This window comes from Paenibacillus sp. N3.4 (assembly GCF_008017805.1).
Lineage (GTDB): Bacteria > Bacillota > Bacilli > Paenibacillales > NBRC-103111 > Paenibacillus_E.
Genome location: NZ_VRTT01000046.1, coordinates 1 through 15,870 on the forward strand (window position 1 = coordinate 1; position 15,870 = coordinate 15,870).

Below are 15,870 nucleotides of genomic sequence, written 5' to 3' on the forward strand. Positions count from 1 at the left end.
GCGGTTTCAGGCCTTACAGCTGCCCTCTTCTGCTGCTTTTCTCTTTTTCATCACCTGTAAGGCCGTTTTCCGTGCTTACAGAGATGCTCTTCTGCTCGAGCAGCATGTAAGGCGGTTTCAGGCCTTACAGCTGCCCTCTTCTGCTGCTTTTCTCTTTTTCATCACCTGTAAGGCCGTTTTCCGTGCTTGCAGAGATGCTCTTCTGTTCACTCATAAGGTAAAAAAAATCTGCAACATCCTCTTTGATTCAAACAGAGGATGTGCAGATTTTTTTCACATATAAAAGACTAAAGCCCGCCCTTACCTAAACAAACAATTCCATCTGCTTAATGTCGCCAAGTCTTTCTAACGAAATGGGGGCATGATCTCGGAAATAAGCTTGATTAATCTCTTTTTCCTTGGTCATCACCAATTTAGAGCCGCTTGACGCCTGTCTAAGCCTGCAGCTAAACACAACAGGGAAATAGTCCTTCAGAAATTTGCCTTCTGCATGCGCGGTGAGCGCAATAATCTGGAAGCCAAGCTGTTCCGCGATAAAGAACACTGGGTTCAGCACATGGTCACTCGATGCTTTACCAAATGGATTATCCAAGATAACCGTGCGATGCCTTTTCATATTCGCTTGAATATGCTGACGCTTCTCGGCTACATAGTTGAGAAGACCTAAGAACAGCGTCATATTCTTGCTCCATTTCTCTCCGCCGGACCAGTTATTCGACTGTTCCCACGAGAACGAGGCTTTCGTCACGTTATTCTCATTTGTCACCTTCCGGCACGATACTTTCATCGGACGTTCTTGTAGGACAATATGCAAAAGCTGCTTGGTATCCAGCCACTTTTCGATTTCCTTACGAACGGTCGACGTATATTCGATTCCATCGTCATCCCGATATTGACCTTTTTCCAACTCCGTTAACATCCATTCCAAATGTTTACGTAAAGTGTCCTTGGCTTCAAGCTCATCCCATTCGGGAATGTGAAACGAGTAAATAAACTTCCATTGATCCTCGACCCTAACTCTCGTTTTGTTCGGGATGTCTCTGAGCTCAGAAGCAATCAGCTTCAAATGACTATGAACGTGAACAATGTATTGCTCCAACTGTTGGTTATGTGTTCGCATCGTTTCCTCAGCAATATGATTAACACGTTCGAGTCGGCTGTGCATTTTTTGCTGGAACATCGTCATCTCAGAATAGCTATCTTTGTTTTCAGCGCCCTGCTCAGCCATTTCTCTGAGCTTTACATCTTTGATCTGCTTCCTGCAAAAGTCGATAAACTGCCCTTTGGCTTTTTTCACTTTCTTTTCTTCGGCGTCCAACGCTTCCGTATGGGCTAGTACCTTGTCCATTGCTTTGCGCACGATGTTCATCTGGTCATAAAGAAAGGTCGATTTTGCCTCCTGCGACATCGTGAGAGCCTCAACACCCGGATTCTCAAAACCATGAATGATTTTGTAGGGGTTCAAATAGTGCAAAACCTCTTCAATTTTATTCAGCTGACCAACAATTTGCGCGGTTCTCTGCTGCAGTCCATGCTGTTCTTCCTTCAGGCGTTGATCTTCGTTTTGAACCTGATCCTCAACCACCTGCAGCGATTCCACAAAGACAGTAGGCATTTGCCCGCCATAAGCCCCTTTGTATTGTTCAATCCATAATTTCACTCTGGATTCCTGCGCAAGGTACTCCTTCTCCACACGTACATATTCTGCTTTCACACGTAGAAGCTGGGTTTCCCATTCCTTTTGTTGAACGCGCAGCTCAGCCATCTGTTGTTCTCCTGTTGTCGGAAACTCCAGCTGCTGATCCAGCTGCAAATCGCCATGCTCCTGTAAAAGCTGCTTCATTTCCTTCTCAAGCGTGCCTAATTTCTCCTTCGCATGCGACACATCCGATTCAAGCTGCTGACGCCCTTGCGTTATGCGATTCAGCTTCAAATGTAAGTGGCGTCTTTCGTTTTTCAGCCATTCCAGAGTATGAGATGAGGGAATCGCGATCGTATCGATCAACTCGGTATACAGCTCTTGACCTTGTAGTCCCGCTTTTTCCAGCTTGACGTAGGAAAGGCGCGTTTTTGCCGTCTCCATCAAATGCTCCAAATGCTCGATAGATCGCTGACGACTGTTGACCTTAGTTTGCAGCATTTCCGCTTGCTCCAGAAGCTCTTCGTTGGCTTTAGCCAGCTTATCGATTTCTTTCCCCAGTTCCACATACTTTGCCCTTTTTCGATCCACTGCTGTATCTGAATCCGCTCGTCCTTTTGCTCGTCCATCATTTGCTATGCTGCTCGATGCTCAACTCAGCTTCCTTAACCGATTTCTTATATTGCTCCTGCTGACTTTCCAGCGAGCGAACCTCATCGCGTTTCTGAGCGACCTGTCTCTCGTATTCTTGAACGACTTCAAGCGGGTATAATGCAATGAATCGCAGAAACGTCGTTTGCAGATCTAGTGTCATCTGAATATCCTGTTCCTTGGCTAAGCGTTTGGATTGGACCTCCAGCCCTTTCCGATAAATCGTTTGTTTCCAGTCTTCGAAAAGAGCGCCGTCCACGTTATCCCGCCAGTGCTGAGGCTCAATCCAAGCTTTCTCATTTGCTGCCATAGGCATATCCATATTAGCTAGACGAGAAGCTTCTTGCGATGAAATTACTTGAATCGGAAACTGCATATCCTCAGAAACCTGACGTAACTTATTAGCTAAAAGGCTGACTTCTTCCTCCGTTGTAATTAAAGTAATCGACCATAACGGATGAATCTTCACCAAATGATGTAACCCTTGTCCTTGTAAATAGTGAATGCCGGACTCTAATAAGGAGAATTGATTTTTCCACTTTTCTTGCAGCCCTGCCACATAGACATCCGCGAAAAAGGTCATCTGATTCTTATAATCATCGATATATCGAAAAGCGAGACGCTCTTTGAGCAAATCGTCTTCTCTCTCTTGACGGCGTTTCTCTATATCATCCCGAAATTGTTCTTCAATAGAGCTTTGTTTGTCATAGACGAAAGTGAGCCTTCCCCAAGAAGATCGATAAGCCGCCAGTTCGGATAGCAGTGTATGATGTGCTTTTTTGAAAACATCCAAATCCGTTTCCGCATTCGCACGATCCGTATAGGCCATCTTAAGGCGGTCACTAACCAGATCAAAAGCGCGGCTGTTTGCTTCCTTCTCGGCTGCTAAATCCTTATTTCGTTGCAAAAGTCGAACGTTGCTATCATCCAACTTTTGATCACGTTGAATCCAATCTCTCAAGCTGCCTTCCATACTTTCCACAGCAGGATTTGCCAGGACTTGTTTACGAAGGTTTTCTCTATCTTTCTCCCGAGCATCGATAATCGATTTATGTTCAATCAATTGCGTGTTCAGATTCTCCAATGGTCCGGCTAACTCTTTTAGAACCGTGTGCTCCAGATCCAGCGTATGCTGATAGGATGTCTCTTCCTGCTTAAGCCTCTCTTCTTCAGTCTGCCAGGCTAGTTCCATGCTTGTGAATAAGCTCTTAATTTGACCTCCGTTGCCGGACCATAAAGCTTGAAGCTCGTCTTCCTCTTTGGAGCTGCCGAACTGTTCCAGTTCGTGTTTCAAGTAGTTCATTCGCTCTTCCGCTTGCTGCCATTGCTGTTTGTAAGCAGCCAAACGTAAGGAATAATAGAGCTGCTTCGTTGTTTGGACTTGCACCTCTATTCGTTCTACGTCTTCCTCCACCAAGTTCAGCTTCGTTTTCAACGTAGATTGCTCTTGCTTTTGCTTAGCAATATTCAAGGCGTCTCGCTTCTGGATCAGTAATAGCAGCTTCTGTTCACAAGCTGTCATTTGCTGACGGTGCTCCGCAAGCTTTAGCGACTCTTCTTCCTTTTGCTCATTGGATAAAAACCAATACGCCTTCGCTTCGGCTTGCGAGGCCGCGTATTCCTGCTGTTTGGCATCTAAATCAGCAAAAACATGAACATAATGATCCAATTCGGACAGAATCTTTTGATTTTCCTCTATCTTCTCTCTTAATTCCTTATACTTCTTGAAACTATCTCTGTGAGATTCGAAGATTTCGGCGAACTCTCCCTGCTCATACCCCGACATGGCATCTTCAACGGTTGGAATCAGTAGACGATCAAAGAGTTGGCTGGTCGTTTTACAATCATCGAAGAAGCTTTCTACGCCACCCTCCGAACCGTTAATCTTGGCAATGCGTTCCCATTCTGTTGCAATAATATGGTAATCCTTTTCCAACAATTGTTTATATTCTTTTATGCTGGAAGGCATCTTGGCATTCATTCGCTTGGCTGTCATGCTTTGGTAATAATCATAAATCTCGCCTTTATCTGCGGAGCGAAGCTTGCCGCCGCTTGGCTTGACGAACGGAATTTGATCAATCGCATCTGCATCCAGAGCAGGATAATCATACACATAGCGATAAGAATCCAAGCCTGTTGCTGTAAGAAACAAACTGACACACGTAACCACATAACGGCGAGGCCTTTCATTCAGAATCCACTCAATGGCCAGATGCGCAGGGCCATTTTCAAGACTGAGGGTATCCTTCATTTTGCGTCCGGCCAGATCGGAATGGGGCAGCACAGCTTGAATCGCTGTCTGGATAAAAACCGTTTTTCCGCCGCCATTTTCCAACAAAATAGCTCCGTTATGTCCGTCGAATTGGAACATTTCGTCATTGTATCGCTTGTTTCCATCTTCATAGACAACATTGGTAAACCGTATTTTAGATATCGCCGGCATATGCTTGGCCCTCCTCATCACTGGAACTAGATTGATATAGAAACTCCAAAATGCCGCGGTTGTACTCTAGCTCCATAAAATAACGCTGTACGATAACTTTTGCTTTTTCCGTTAATGTAATCTCTTGATTACCGATCTCCATAACTAATTGCTGCGCGATCATAAATTTACGCACCGAATCCATGAAGCTTACCCGGCTAATCGTATTGCCGCTCTGCTTGGAGGCTGTTTCCTTAATATCATCCATCCCACTCCATTTATCGATCACAGAGATCCAATTATAGGAAAACTCCTTTTCCATCTCCCTTAATTCACCCTCTGAATAGCCTTTCAATACCGCAATCCGCTCATTAACCAGCGCTGTCCATTCCTCAATTCCGATAAAACTTCGCGTAGGCTCCATCGTTTGATAACTGTCATAGAAAGACCCTATCAAAACAATCATGCTCACATACATGAGATACAAATCCGCATTTACGCTATTCGCACGGAGATAGCCCCTCTTAATCGCCTCATTGCTCATATGAAAAGGGGATAATCGCGTCTCCGGAATCATGTACAGCTGCTCTCCTGCAATAAGGGTTACACAATCAACCTCCCGAGCAAACTGATCGACCAGCCCGCGCACCTCGTCATCCGCCATATATTGTTGCAGCAGTTCCTTACCCACCTCTCCCTCCCGAGCGAGCAGCGTATAGATGCGAAATGCTTTCATAACGACCTTATTTTCAATTGCCATTGTCATTCCTGTCTCCCCATGAAATCAACATATTCTGAATCGTAAACCTCTCGTTTACGGTAATCGTATCCGCTTGCTCCCTAACGATCAAAGAGCGACTGCCAAGCAAAGCATATAGATCATCCAGCCATGCACCCTGAACCTCATTGTGCTGACTTTCCCCATCTTGGGCCTGCAGCGGACTTCTTTGATGCAGAAAGATCCAGAAATCGTAAAAGGACCTTTCTCCCAATAAATGAGCGTAATCGCTCTTCTCTATTTGACGGATGAACACATGCAATTCAGTATCTCCCTGCTCATCCATCATGTGCAGCAACTTCTCCATTAGCAGCCTGTAGAGCTTTCGCTGAACAGCCTGATACGGGAGGACATCACCTTCAGCCTCAATATCAAGAAACTGATTATCCCGCTCCTGTCCGTCACTGTCCTCCTGAATATTTTGCTCCGCCCAAACCGTCAGCAGCGACCATTGCTTTGTTTCTTCGATAGGTAGAAAGGGAGCCAGTACCCCCTTCATGCTTGCCACAGGCAAAGGCGTACTAAAAATGAGCGAACCAATATCCTGATCAAAATTAAATGAATCCAGACCTGTATAATAAAGCGATTCCTGTGCAGCGCTCAGTGCAGATGACTTCAGTACCATGCTTTGTTGAAAAAGAATCGAGTGCTCGCCATGCACCATCTCCAGTTCATTGGAAATGCGTAAAATCAGCTCATAAGGCCGCTGGTCAACCTGTCTAATCGTCTCTGCGTGAACGCGATCTTTGGTCTCCTTCACGAACATCCGCAGCTCATCGAATTCTTCATTTTCCAGTTGGAGGCGCAGATAAATATCGTCCAGCAAGCCTTTGTACCGTCCGAACGTTTCCTCGGATACGATGTTTCTTTTCAATTCATGTTCCAACTTTACCATTCGCTCCTGCAGAGCTTCCACATCTACGCGCATTTCATTAATTTGCCGCAGCGCGCCCTCGAACTCGCCCTTCTCCAATTGCTTACGAAGGACCAGCTGGTGAATAGACAACTGAAACTCCATATAGAACTCTTTGGTCGCGAAAACAAGCTCAAGTCCGTCATCGTCAAGCGTATAAAACTGTGTATTTATTTTCAGATCGAACGCATGCGCTTTTAAAATAGAAATATAAATGGACTCCTGTTTCCCGGACTCCCAATTCTGAAAAGTGAACTCCCGTTTCTTTCCCGTAGCGGGTCGAAAAGTCTGAATAACCTGTCTAGCCAAATCTTCGAATCCCGCCTCGTCCAGATCAATGAAAATTCCCGATACCTTTGTCAGGAACTCAGCCAGGTCTTTCACCCCTGCTTTGTTATTGCGCATTAATTTCTGCTCAAAAAAATAAAGCAAAGTGAGCAGACCCAGTTCCATGAAGTCAATCGGCTTGTTTTGCCGATCCGTTTGCCGTTTTCGTTGAAGCTCATATAACGGATCGAACAAGGCAATCTTGGCCATACGTTCCCGAAAACCGGAAACGATCTGCCCTATTTCTAAGTAGTCCATTCGGTGTTCCTCCATAAAGCACAAAGCTCTTGTGTATGTAAAATTTCTTGGGGAAAATAGCCCCCTGCCGCTAAACACTGCGTAATCTGAATCTGCTCTTGGGCGGAAAAATGGCGCAAAAAGGCTTCGGCCGCTTCGCTATTATCACGTTGATTTTCTTTTCCATACGCGAAGCTTTTAGCTAAACAGGCCCTATAGAAAGGCATTGCCAGATGAACGGGACTATCAAACCAGGTCTGTACACGCCCTTGAAGGATGTGCCAGATGCTCATCCCTTCTTTATCGATATCACCGAAGTAATAAAACTCATGCTTACCCACAGGCAGCGGCAGCTGGATAGGCAGCAGCTCGATACTTTTGGTAATTCGGTAGCCACCGCCAAATATCAACGTCGTGAAAGGCACATCCGGCAGAGCTTGCAGCAGCGCCTGATACGTGGTCTTATTTTCGACGATGAGATGACGATGAACAGGAAATTGCAGACAGGATGGATGAACAGCCATCATCAATGGATCGGCAACGGGAATCACGAGCATCTTCTCCCACAGACCTATACGGTCCAGCAGTTCTTTGCCCTGCCCCTCTGTGATCCATTTCTCATTGCCTACAAGAGCAAAACTTCTTTCGGGAGCAGGTACAGGAAAACTCGGTAAGCCATGCTTGTTAAGATAAGTATCAATAAGCTGTATATAAGGCCAATCTTGCTGCCATATCGAAGAGCTGAGGGAATAATAAATGTCCAGTTGAATCCATCGGTGTGTAAGACTTCTTGCTTGATGAATTTGCTGATGCAGCTCCCCCTTTATTTGACTCTTATGGACCCTGTACTGATAGGCAAGATAAGGCTCCTTGACCATTCTGCCCTTCTTTTTTACGATTTGCAAAATCCCTTCGTTCTCCAATTCAAGCACTGCTGCTGAAAAATCCTCATATGTGCAAGACTGTCCGAGAAAAAGATCCTCAAGATCGGAAAGTAAAATTGTACTCTTTTTATAGGCATGCAAAAAGTCGATGAGATGTTTTTTTGGGTTCATAGTAGGGGCTCCTGTTTATAGTCCATATCCTCTATTATAGCAGAGTTTTGTTCGCTGTTCGTTCGTGTTTCCATTCACACGCTTTGAACCTTGTTATATAATAATCCAAGGACAATCTGAACGATAGGAGAAACGATATGGATATTCACGAAATTTCGATGCATTTGATCGATGAGGATACGGATCAGCCCAGATACCAATTTGACGAAGAAGCCTTGCAGGAATTAATGAAAAGCATTGATGAGATTGGTTTGCTTTCACCGATTAAAGTGAGAACGACAACGAATAGCCGTTACAAAATCATTTATGGCAATCGCAGGTATAAAGCGAATAAAATGCTGGGTCGCCCAACGATTGCTTGTATTGTATCTGATGTTACGGATGAAATGGAAATCTATTTGGAACAAATTGCGGAGAATTTGACACGAGAGGGCTTTTCGCCGATTGAAGAGGCCGAAGCTTTCCATAAACTGATGACGGATGCCAAATTCAGTTCCTCCATCAAATATCTAGCAAGTAAACTAGGCAAATCCGAAGCGTATATCAAAAACAAATGTGATCTGCTAAAGTTCGGCAATGCGGTCAAAAAGAAGATCGTAAGCGGCACCGAAATAAGAAAAGATAAATTAACAGAAGACCAACTGCTACCTATTAAGGATTTGCCGATGGAGCACCGCGATGCATTAGCCTTAATTATCGCCAGAGACGAGCTCCCTGTAAGTGATGTCAAAAAAATCGCCCGTTTATTTAAAGATAAAGAGATTTCGGAGAATACGAAAGGAAAATTATTGTACAAATCAGGCCCTGATCTTGTAGAAACCTGGTCTGTCTATCAAAACAACAGAGCTGAAAGAGCCAAGCCAGCTGCAGCTCCGAAAACAGCGGTAAAAGCTGAGAAAACCAAAAAGGCAGAAAAATCTTCTCCGCTTCAAATTAAACTTCAGCAATTGCTAACTGCACTGCCTGCGCTTGAACAGTTGCCTGCTGAAAAGATTGAGATGCAAGAAAGCGTCAAAGAAAGCTTCGCTCTCAATCTGGATGAGCTGATTGGCAGCCTCGAAATGCATCTGGCACAGTGGAAAAAGATTAAAGAGCAGATATAACAAAACACCGTTACCCTCCCGGTCTCATTGGACCAAGAGGAAAACGGTGTTTTCATTTTATTTATTGTACAACATTAGCGGTTACGCTTGAAAAAACAGTCTGAAAATCATGGTTGCAGCTTGAGCTCTGGATGCATGGTCCTTTGGAGCGAAACTTCCATCTTCCATGCCGTTAATAATGCCAGCGCCTTTAATGGCATCAACTGCTGATTTCGCATAGGCAGCAATCTGAGGCTGATCCGTGAAGGCAGCGGAAAGATTGCCTGACGCAAGTTTCAGATTCAATTGCTGGCTGATTCGGTAAACCATAACCGCCATATCCTCGCGGGTAATGTTGTCGTTCACACCAAAGGTGCCGTCATCTTTGCCGTTTACAATACCAAGCTTTTGTGCGCTTGCTACTGCGTTCGAGTACCATTGGTCTTTTTTGACATCAGCGAATGTTGAGATAGCTGTTTCATCCGACAGATCAAAGGTATTAATCAACATCTTAATAAATTCTGCGCGTGTCACTTCGCCAGTAGGATTAAATAATCCATTGCCTGTTCCGTTAATTGCACCCCTGGCAGCCAGTGCTTGAATATTATCCTCAGCCCATGCCATTGCCGATGTGTCGGTAAAGGAAGCATGAGAATAGGCAGCCGCATACTGACTAAAGTGCTTTGCCTTAAATTCAACATTGCCTGTTGCCGGGTTGTACTTGCCATTCTTAACGACCTCAAGTTTGCCTGTATCATCGATGTAATAAATGATAATGTTATTCGGCTTTTCGCCTGCTTTTATTTTGTAAGGGATGCCTACTTGCACGCCACTTCCGTTAAAGCTGCTGACCTTATTGCCGTCAATACGCAGATTGAAATCATACACACTGCTTCCGTTCAACTGCCCCTGTACATTTGCCGGCAGGTTGGCTGTGTCCACCGCTTCCACAGTAAGTTGAATGATGGATGAAGCAGTTCCGCCATTTTTGCTAACCAGATCAGGATTGATTGTAACAGTTGCTAAGCCAGTATCCAACTGAATGGCTTTGATGCTGCCGTCTGCCAAAATATCCTGCACCGGAATGTCCAATTTCATTTGCTTTGTACCGGCAGAGGCACTCACTACAATGGAGATTTTGTGATCAGTCGAAGCCTTTAGTGCCGATTTAATGTCTTCTGGTTTTACCGTTGCAGAAGCCACGCCGTTGGCGTCGGTTGTCGGTTGAACGGTAATTTTGCCAGAATCAGACGTAGTAGTCGGTGTGCTCGGTGTGCTTGGGGAGCTGGTTCCTGGTGTATACTCGCCTCCGCCTCCTGTATCCGACGCTGCCGTTACCGTGATGACCGCAGTAGCTTCCTTGCCTCCATCAACCGTCGTAACTTTAATCGTTGCTGTTCCTGCAGCAATAGCCGTTACTTTACCTGACCCATCAACCGTTGCAATGCCGATGTCGCTTGAGGTCCAAGTTACCTCTTCATTGCTGACAAATTCCGGTTGGAACTTAGTTTTCAATGCACCTACCGATCCTACTTGCAAGGAAAGTTTGGCAGGATCCAGCGATATGCCTGTTACCGCTACATACGAGCCAGGAGTCGAGAAAAATGTAACAAAACTATCCATCATGCCTTCTTTACTCGTTATTGCACGAATCACCTTAGCCGATGTGACGCCGATTGGCGCGGTATAAGCTATGCTATCCTTCGTCGGCAACGAGCCATCCGTCGTGTAGTAAATCGTTGCCCCTACAGTATCAGCTGTCAATACAACAGACTTTGCAGTTGCTGTTACAAGAGGAGCCTTAAGCTTTTGCTTCACTGTTTCAGGAGTGCCTGGTTCAATAGACAAAGCGTCGAAGTTAAATCCGTCGCCATTATCAATGATGCGAAGTGTTTGAACGCCAGCATCCAATTTCACTACGACAGAGACTTCCTGGTAGGTACTCCAGGCTCCTGTAGACGGCATGGATGCGGAACCTTTAAGCGTTCCGTTTGACAATACCGAAGCGGAAACACCGCCTTGTGGCGTGGCATATTGGAGACGCACTTTGTAATAGCCTTCCTGCGGCACATTGATAAGATAATCGAATGTTGATCCTGCAGACGTGTACCCAAGATTATTCATGCTGCTTCCGTACTGTATCACCTGTTGGCCCGCTGCGACAAAATTCTCCGCCTCTACCTTGATAACCCCGTCGCTTCCCGCTGATTGTGCAGTCACGGGTTCAAAAGTGATATTTTGCATATCAAACGAGCCGCTGTTTCCTTGAATACGAATGATTTGCTCTCCGGCCTGCAGCTGTACAGAAAGCCGCGCACCTGCCCAAGCTGTCGATCCATACAAATTCGGAATGGCGTAAGAACCCAAGGTACTGAGATTTTCAGACTGCAAGAGGAATCCTCCACCATTCGGAGAGGCAACCTTCAAGGTAACAGCATATTTGCCTGAGGCAGGCACGTTAATCTTAAATTCAGCCCAAGCTCCTGTATGGATGCCTGTGATTTTAGCGTTTGAAGTGTCCGCACCATTGATGGCTGCGCCTGATAATTGATAATAGTCGTTAGCCGTTACCGGGCCAGGCAAAATATTGGTGGCAATCGTTTTGTGCCCTGTTCCGATCAGCATGACACTACCTGTCAGTGTCTGACCAGCTTCCGTACTCGAGTACGTGGCGGCCGTAACCGTCAACGGCGTATTCACGTAGTAAGGCTTCGCAGGATTCCACCGCAATTGAACATTGGCTTGCGCCGAACCCGTGTAGGTTACGTCGCCTAACGTAATCCCCATCGCAGCCGCTTCAGTACCAAGCGCAATGGCGCCAAGCTTCGTTCCATATGTCATGCCTGTTACCGTTAGGGAGATCTCCTTATTATTCACATTATAAGGCAGAGATTCCGGAGCTACGGTCATAACTACCGGATCTTTGTGATCAAGTACAATTCGATCCCACTTGTACGTAATGACGGATTTCGCCGGAATTTGTGCAGCCACTTGCGTGCCGTCACTTACCAGTTTGAACGTTTGCGTGTTGTCGGTCTGATTAACGACAACCGAAACAATGGTTTTCTTGTCTGGGCTCATAAAAGAAACGTTCGTTACGTGATCCTTCGACCCATAATTGCTGTCAATTCGGATGTAGTCCGGCTTTACAAATTTCGAGTAGTTACCCAGTGTGTAATATTCCGGCGTTAGCCAATAATGATCCGGATTGCTGGAATCCTGAATAACCATCGTTGGATCCGGTGTACCAACCCATTGATGGGTAGCGATATCACTGTCGAGCATAACAACCCACGAATTGTAGCTCTTAGCCCAATTGTGGAAATATTGCGCCATTCGGTCTGCACCCGCTGTCCCCCAAATGGCTCTTTCTGTCAGATAAATGTTCTTGGCTGGATATAGATCATGCAGCTGGGACATCATCGAAGGGTCACCGCCGTAATCGTGGAAAGCCGTACCGTCAATGGCGTCGCGATTAGCTGCATCAGCTAACATCGGCGCCGGATAATTCATTGTGTCGCTGAAGTTATGGTCAAAGACCCAAATCTTCACATCCAGACCGGCAGCAATAAATTTCTGATGAAGCAGCTTGCTAAGCTCAGCTTCCTGCTGCCAAGGCATTTTGGTGCTTGGATACTCGATCTCTAAAAGTGGTTCATTTTGCAGCGTCATGGCTGTAATGTTGATGCCCTGCGCTTTGTAAGCCTGAATAAATTTAACATAATAATCCGCCAAAACAGGCAGATACTCGTCTTTCACTGAGCCCTTGATCATGCTGTCCGTCGTTTTCATCCAGCCCGGAGGGCTCCATGGCGAAGCGGAAGAATTTCATATCCGGATTGATCGCTATGATCTTCTTAAGTACAGGAATGATGCCATAATCGATATCTTTTTGAATGGAGAAATGCGCCAGATTCGTATCGGTTTGACCTGGTGGCATGTCGTCATACGAATAGAATTGGCGGGAAGTAAAATCCGCCGTACCAATCGTCAGACGAGTCATGCTCATGCCGATGCCATTCACATTGCTCACCAGCTTGCTCAGCAGCTCATTTTGCTTCGCATCCGACATCTTCGTTATATTGAATATTGTCGATTCTTCCATCGAGGAACCCATGCCGGTGATCGTTTGATACTGTTTGTTAGGATCAATGTTGATGGTCGTCGCATACACATCGTTGCCTACGCTTGTCAGATCAAGATTCTTCTGAGGCGTAAGCTGTTTAACCTCATCACCTGGTTGCCATTGCGGGGCATAATACCATAACTGACTCTGGCTGCTGCGTTCGCTGGAAAGCCAGCTCTGTACCGCACCTTGACCGCCTGAGACCGGATTCTGCGGGGTAATTGCTCCACCGGTATTTCCGCCCTGGACAGCCGCAGGTCCAAAGCCTGCAGAACCGAACCAATTGAAGTTAATGCCGCCGCTCGTAAACTGCAGCTTGATCTTTTGGTCGCCTGCTGTCAGATTTATCCCCTTAACGGTCGCTGTCTGCCAGGTTTGCCAGCCTCCGGTATAGCCAACTCCCTTTAGTTCACCAAGTGTATGACCGCCGGCATCCAAGATGAGCATTCCACCGTTCGTGGTACCGGCATCGCCTCCCGCATAGCGGAAGTCTACGTCATAAGTTCCGCTAACTGGAACATTGATCATATATTCGAGCCAAGCGCCAGAGGAGGTATAGCCGATATCCTGCCCACCCCCGATGTCAGACGTGTTCTCACTTTTCAAACCATCCGATTTAGCCGTATAGTTCTCTGCCTCGACTTTTACATAGAGATCCTTCTGTCCTGGTTTGTCAGGCATAATGGGCAATAAAGGGGTTTCCTCCGCTTTTGCCAGCCCGTAACCATAATTAAACAACACATATTTCGGATCCAGGTTGGATTGCCCCGCTGCAGGATTCGTATAAGCTTCCGTGTAAAATGGCCAACGAACCGGCAATTTGCCCGTAAAGTCCTTGCTGCCGAACAATACGTCCGCTACACCTGCGCCTTCCGTACCAGGCAACCAAGCCTCCACAAGTCCAGCCCAATCATTTAAACGGTCGCCGATCATCAGCGGGCGTCCGGAAACTAGGACAACGATCGTAGGTATGCCGGATGCCTTGATATTGTCCAGCGTGGACAAGTCTTCTGAATCGAGCTTAAGTTTGTTCAAGCCGTCACCGTTGCTTTCAGCATAAGGCGCTTCTCCGATGAAGACGATCGCGACATCGTTGCCTTCAGCACCCCGTCCGTGCTTATTGTAAATGACGTTCTTCTTGCTGCCAACCACTTGCTGAATACCTTGCAGAATCGTTGTTCCGGTTGTTGTATTACCCTTGGCTCCCTGCCAGGTAATCGACCATCCGCCGGATTGCAAGCCGATATCTGTGGCGCTCTTACCCGCCACGAAAATCTTATTCATCCCCGACAGCTGCGAGAGAATCGGAGAGCCGTTCACCTTGTTGTTTTTCAACAAGACAAGAGACTCGCTGACGGCCTTGCGAGCCAGCGCGCGGTGGTCCGCAGAGCCGAACGTTCCCGCCAGCTTGTTATCCGTCATCGGGTGTTCAAATACACCTGATTCGAACTTAACGCGCAGAATGCGGGTAACCGCATCGTCGATACGTTCCTGCTTGATCCCGCCCTCAGCAACCAACGCCTTCAGATTCGTGATCGTCGTTTTCCAGTCGGTAGGCATCATCATCATATCTACGCCCGCGTTTACTGCAACGCTGATCTGATTTTTCAAGCCGCTAACGGCCTTGCCTTCCCAATCCTTCGTAATCTGCTGCACCGCATTATAGTCAGATATAACAAAGCCGGTGAAACCCAGTTGTCCTTCACCCGTGCCTTTAAGGACATCGGTCAACAGACGCTTATTCGCATGCATTTTCAAACCTTGGATACTGCTATAGGAAGCCATAACGGTCCGAGCTCCGGCGTCAATTGCCGCTTTGTATATCGGCAAATCCAGCGCTGTGACTTGCTCTTCTGTCATACCTGTCACATTGCCTTGGTTCACTCCGCCTTCGGTTAAGCCTTCGCCGAAGAAGTGTTTTGCCGTAGCGACCACGCTATCTGTGCGCTTCAGCTGATCTCTTGTTTCACCCTGAAGCCCTTTAATGAATGCCGCTCCCATCTCGCCGACTAGCGCCTGATTGTCACCGAAGCCTTCATAGGTGCGCCCCCATTGAATATTTTGCGGATCCGCGATTGTTGGAGAGAACGCCCAATGGGTTCCGGCGGCTTTGATTTCCTGAGCCGCTGCAACGCCGATTTGTTCGACGAGGGCAGTGTCGCGCGATGCGCCCAAACCGATGTTATGCGGGAAGAGCGTTGCACCCAGCAGGTTGCTGTTGCCGTGAATCGCGTCAACCCCATACAGAATGGGAATGCCTAGGCGTGTGGACAGTGCTCCCGATTGGTAGGAATCCACGAGCGACGCCCAATTCTCGCGGGTACTGTCCGATTGCTTGCCATTCGGGAACGAGCCGCCCCCGCTGAGCACAGAGCCTAAGTAGTAATTCTGGACATCGTCGGGTGTGACGGACGCCCGCTCAGCTTGTACCATTTGACCAACCTTTTCGTCCAATGACATTTTGGCGAGCAGGTCGCTGACTCGATCCTCCACCGGTTTCGAACTATTCCAGTAAACGGCAAGCTCTGATGAAGTTGGATCGTTCCCCTCATTGGCTAACGCCGCTATTCCGGATAATGATGAGCTGATCATAATACTTGCTGACAGCAAGGATAACTTGCGTTTCCACATTCTCATGAA

General features: G+C 46.7%; 9 protein-coding genes. 2 read left to right on the forward strand and 7 right to left on the reverse strand.

The features are described from left to right. Positions 1–283: hypothetical protein (locus FU659_RS36445; RefSeq protein WP_222708599.1), on the forward strand; the 283-nt coding region annotated here is incomplete at its 5' end. 21 nt (positions 284–304) lie between these two features. Here FU659_RS36445 and FU659_RS21580 read toward each other — a convergent pair. From FU659_RS21580 to FU659_RS21600, 5 genes are read right to left on the reverse strand one after another with little or no spacing between them, the layout of a single operon-like run. Continuing rightward, a complete protein-coding gene (locus FU659_RS21580) occupies positions 305–2,230 on the reverse strand; it encodes a coiled-coil domain-containing protein (RefSeq protein ID WP_187274299.1) in 1,926 nt (641 codons plus the stop codon). A 37-nt stretch (positions 2,231–2,267) separates the two neighbouring features. Further along, entirely contained in the window at positions 2,268–4,733 is a 2,466-nt protein-coding gene (locus FU659_RS21585) for a coiled-coil domain-containing protein (RefSeq protein WP_147949444.1), read from the reverse strand. After that, positions 4,717–5,472, reverse strand: coding sequence for a DUF6063 family protein (locus FU659_RS21590; RefSeq protein WP_147949474.1), 756 nt, complete (start codon positions 5,470–5,472; stop codon positions 4,717–4,719). Before FU659_RS21590 ends, FU659_RS21585 begins: the two co-directional genes overlap by 17 nt. Then, positions 5,462–6,988 carry a replicative DNA helicase gene (locus FU659_RS21595; protein ID WP_147949445.1) on the reverse strand — a complete coding sequence of 509 codons (1,527 nt, stop codon included), beginning with the start codon at positions 6,986–6,988 and terminating at the stop codon, positions 5,462–5,464. The genes FU659_RS21590 and FU659_RS21595 overlap by 11 nt, the downstream gene beginning before the upstream one ends. Then, complete coding sequence (locus tag FU659_RS21600; RefSeq protein ID WP_147949446.1) at positions 6,976–8,022, reverse strand: Wadjet anti-phage system protein JetD domain-containing protein; 1,047 nt, start codon at positions 8,020–8,022, stop codon at positions 6,976–6,978. The genes FU659_RS21595 and FU659_RS21600 overlap by 13 nt, the downstream gene beginning before the upstream one ends. A 137-nt stretch (positions 8,023–8,159) precedes the next feature. On the opposite strand from FU659_RS21600, the gene FU659_RS21605 reads away from it, so the two are divergent. Then, a complete protein-coding gene (locus FU659_RS21605; protein WP_147949447.1) occupies positions 8,160–9,125 on the forward strand; it encodes a ParB/RepB/Spo0J family partition protein in 966 nt (321 codons plus the stop codon). An 81-nt stretch (positions 9,126–9,206) separates the two neighbouring features. On the opposite strand, the gene FU659_RS21610 is transcribed toward FU659_RS21605, so the two are convergent. Together FU659_RS21610 and FU659_RS21615 are read right to left on the reverse strand one after the other, a co-directional pair. Beyond that, positions 9,207–12,896 (reverse strand): S-layer homology domain-containing protein, encoded by a 3,690-nt coding sequence (locus FU659_RS21610; RefSeq protein WP_147949448.1) that lies wholly within the window; start codon positions 12,894–12,896, stop codon positions 9,207–9,209. Continuing rightward, positions 12,820–15,867 carry a glycoside hydrolase family 3 N-terminal domain-containing protein gene (locus tag FU659_RS21615; RefSeq protein WP_261807958.1) on the reverse strand — a complete coding sequence of 1,016 codons (3,048 nt, stop codon included), beginning with the start codon at positions 15,865–15,867 and terminating at the stop codon, positions 12,820–12,822. Before FU659_RS21615 ends, FU659_RS21610 begins: the two co-directional genes overlap by 77 nt. Positions 15,868–15,870 lie beyond the last annotated feature (3 nt).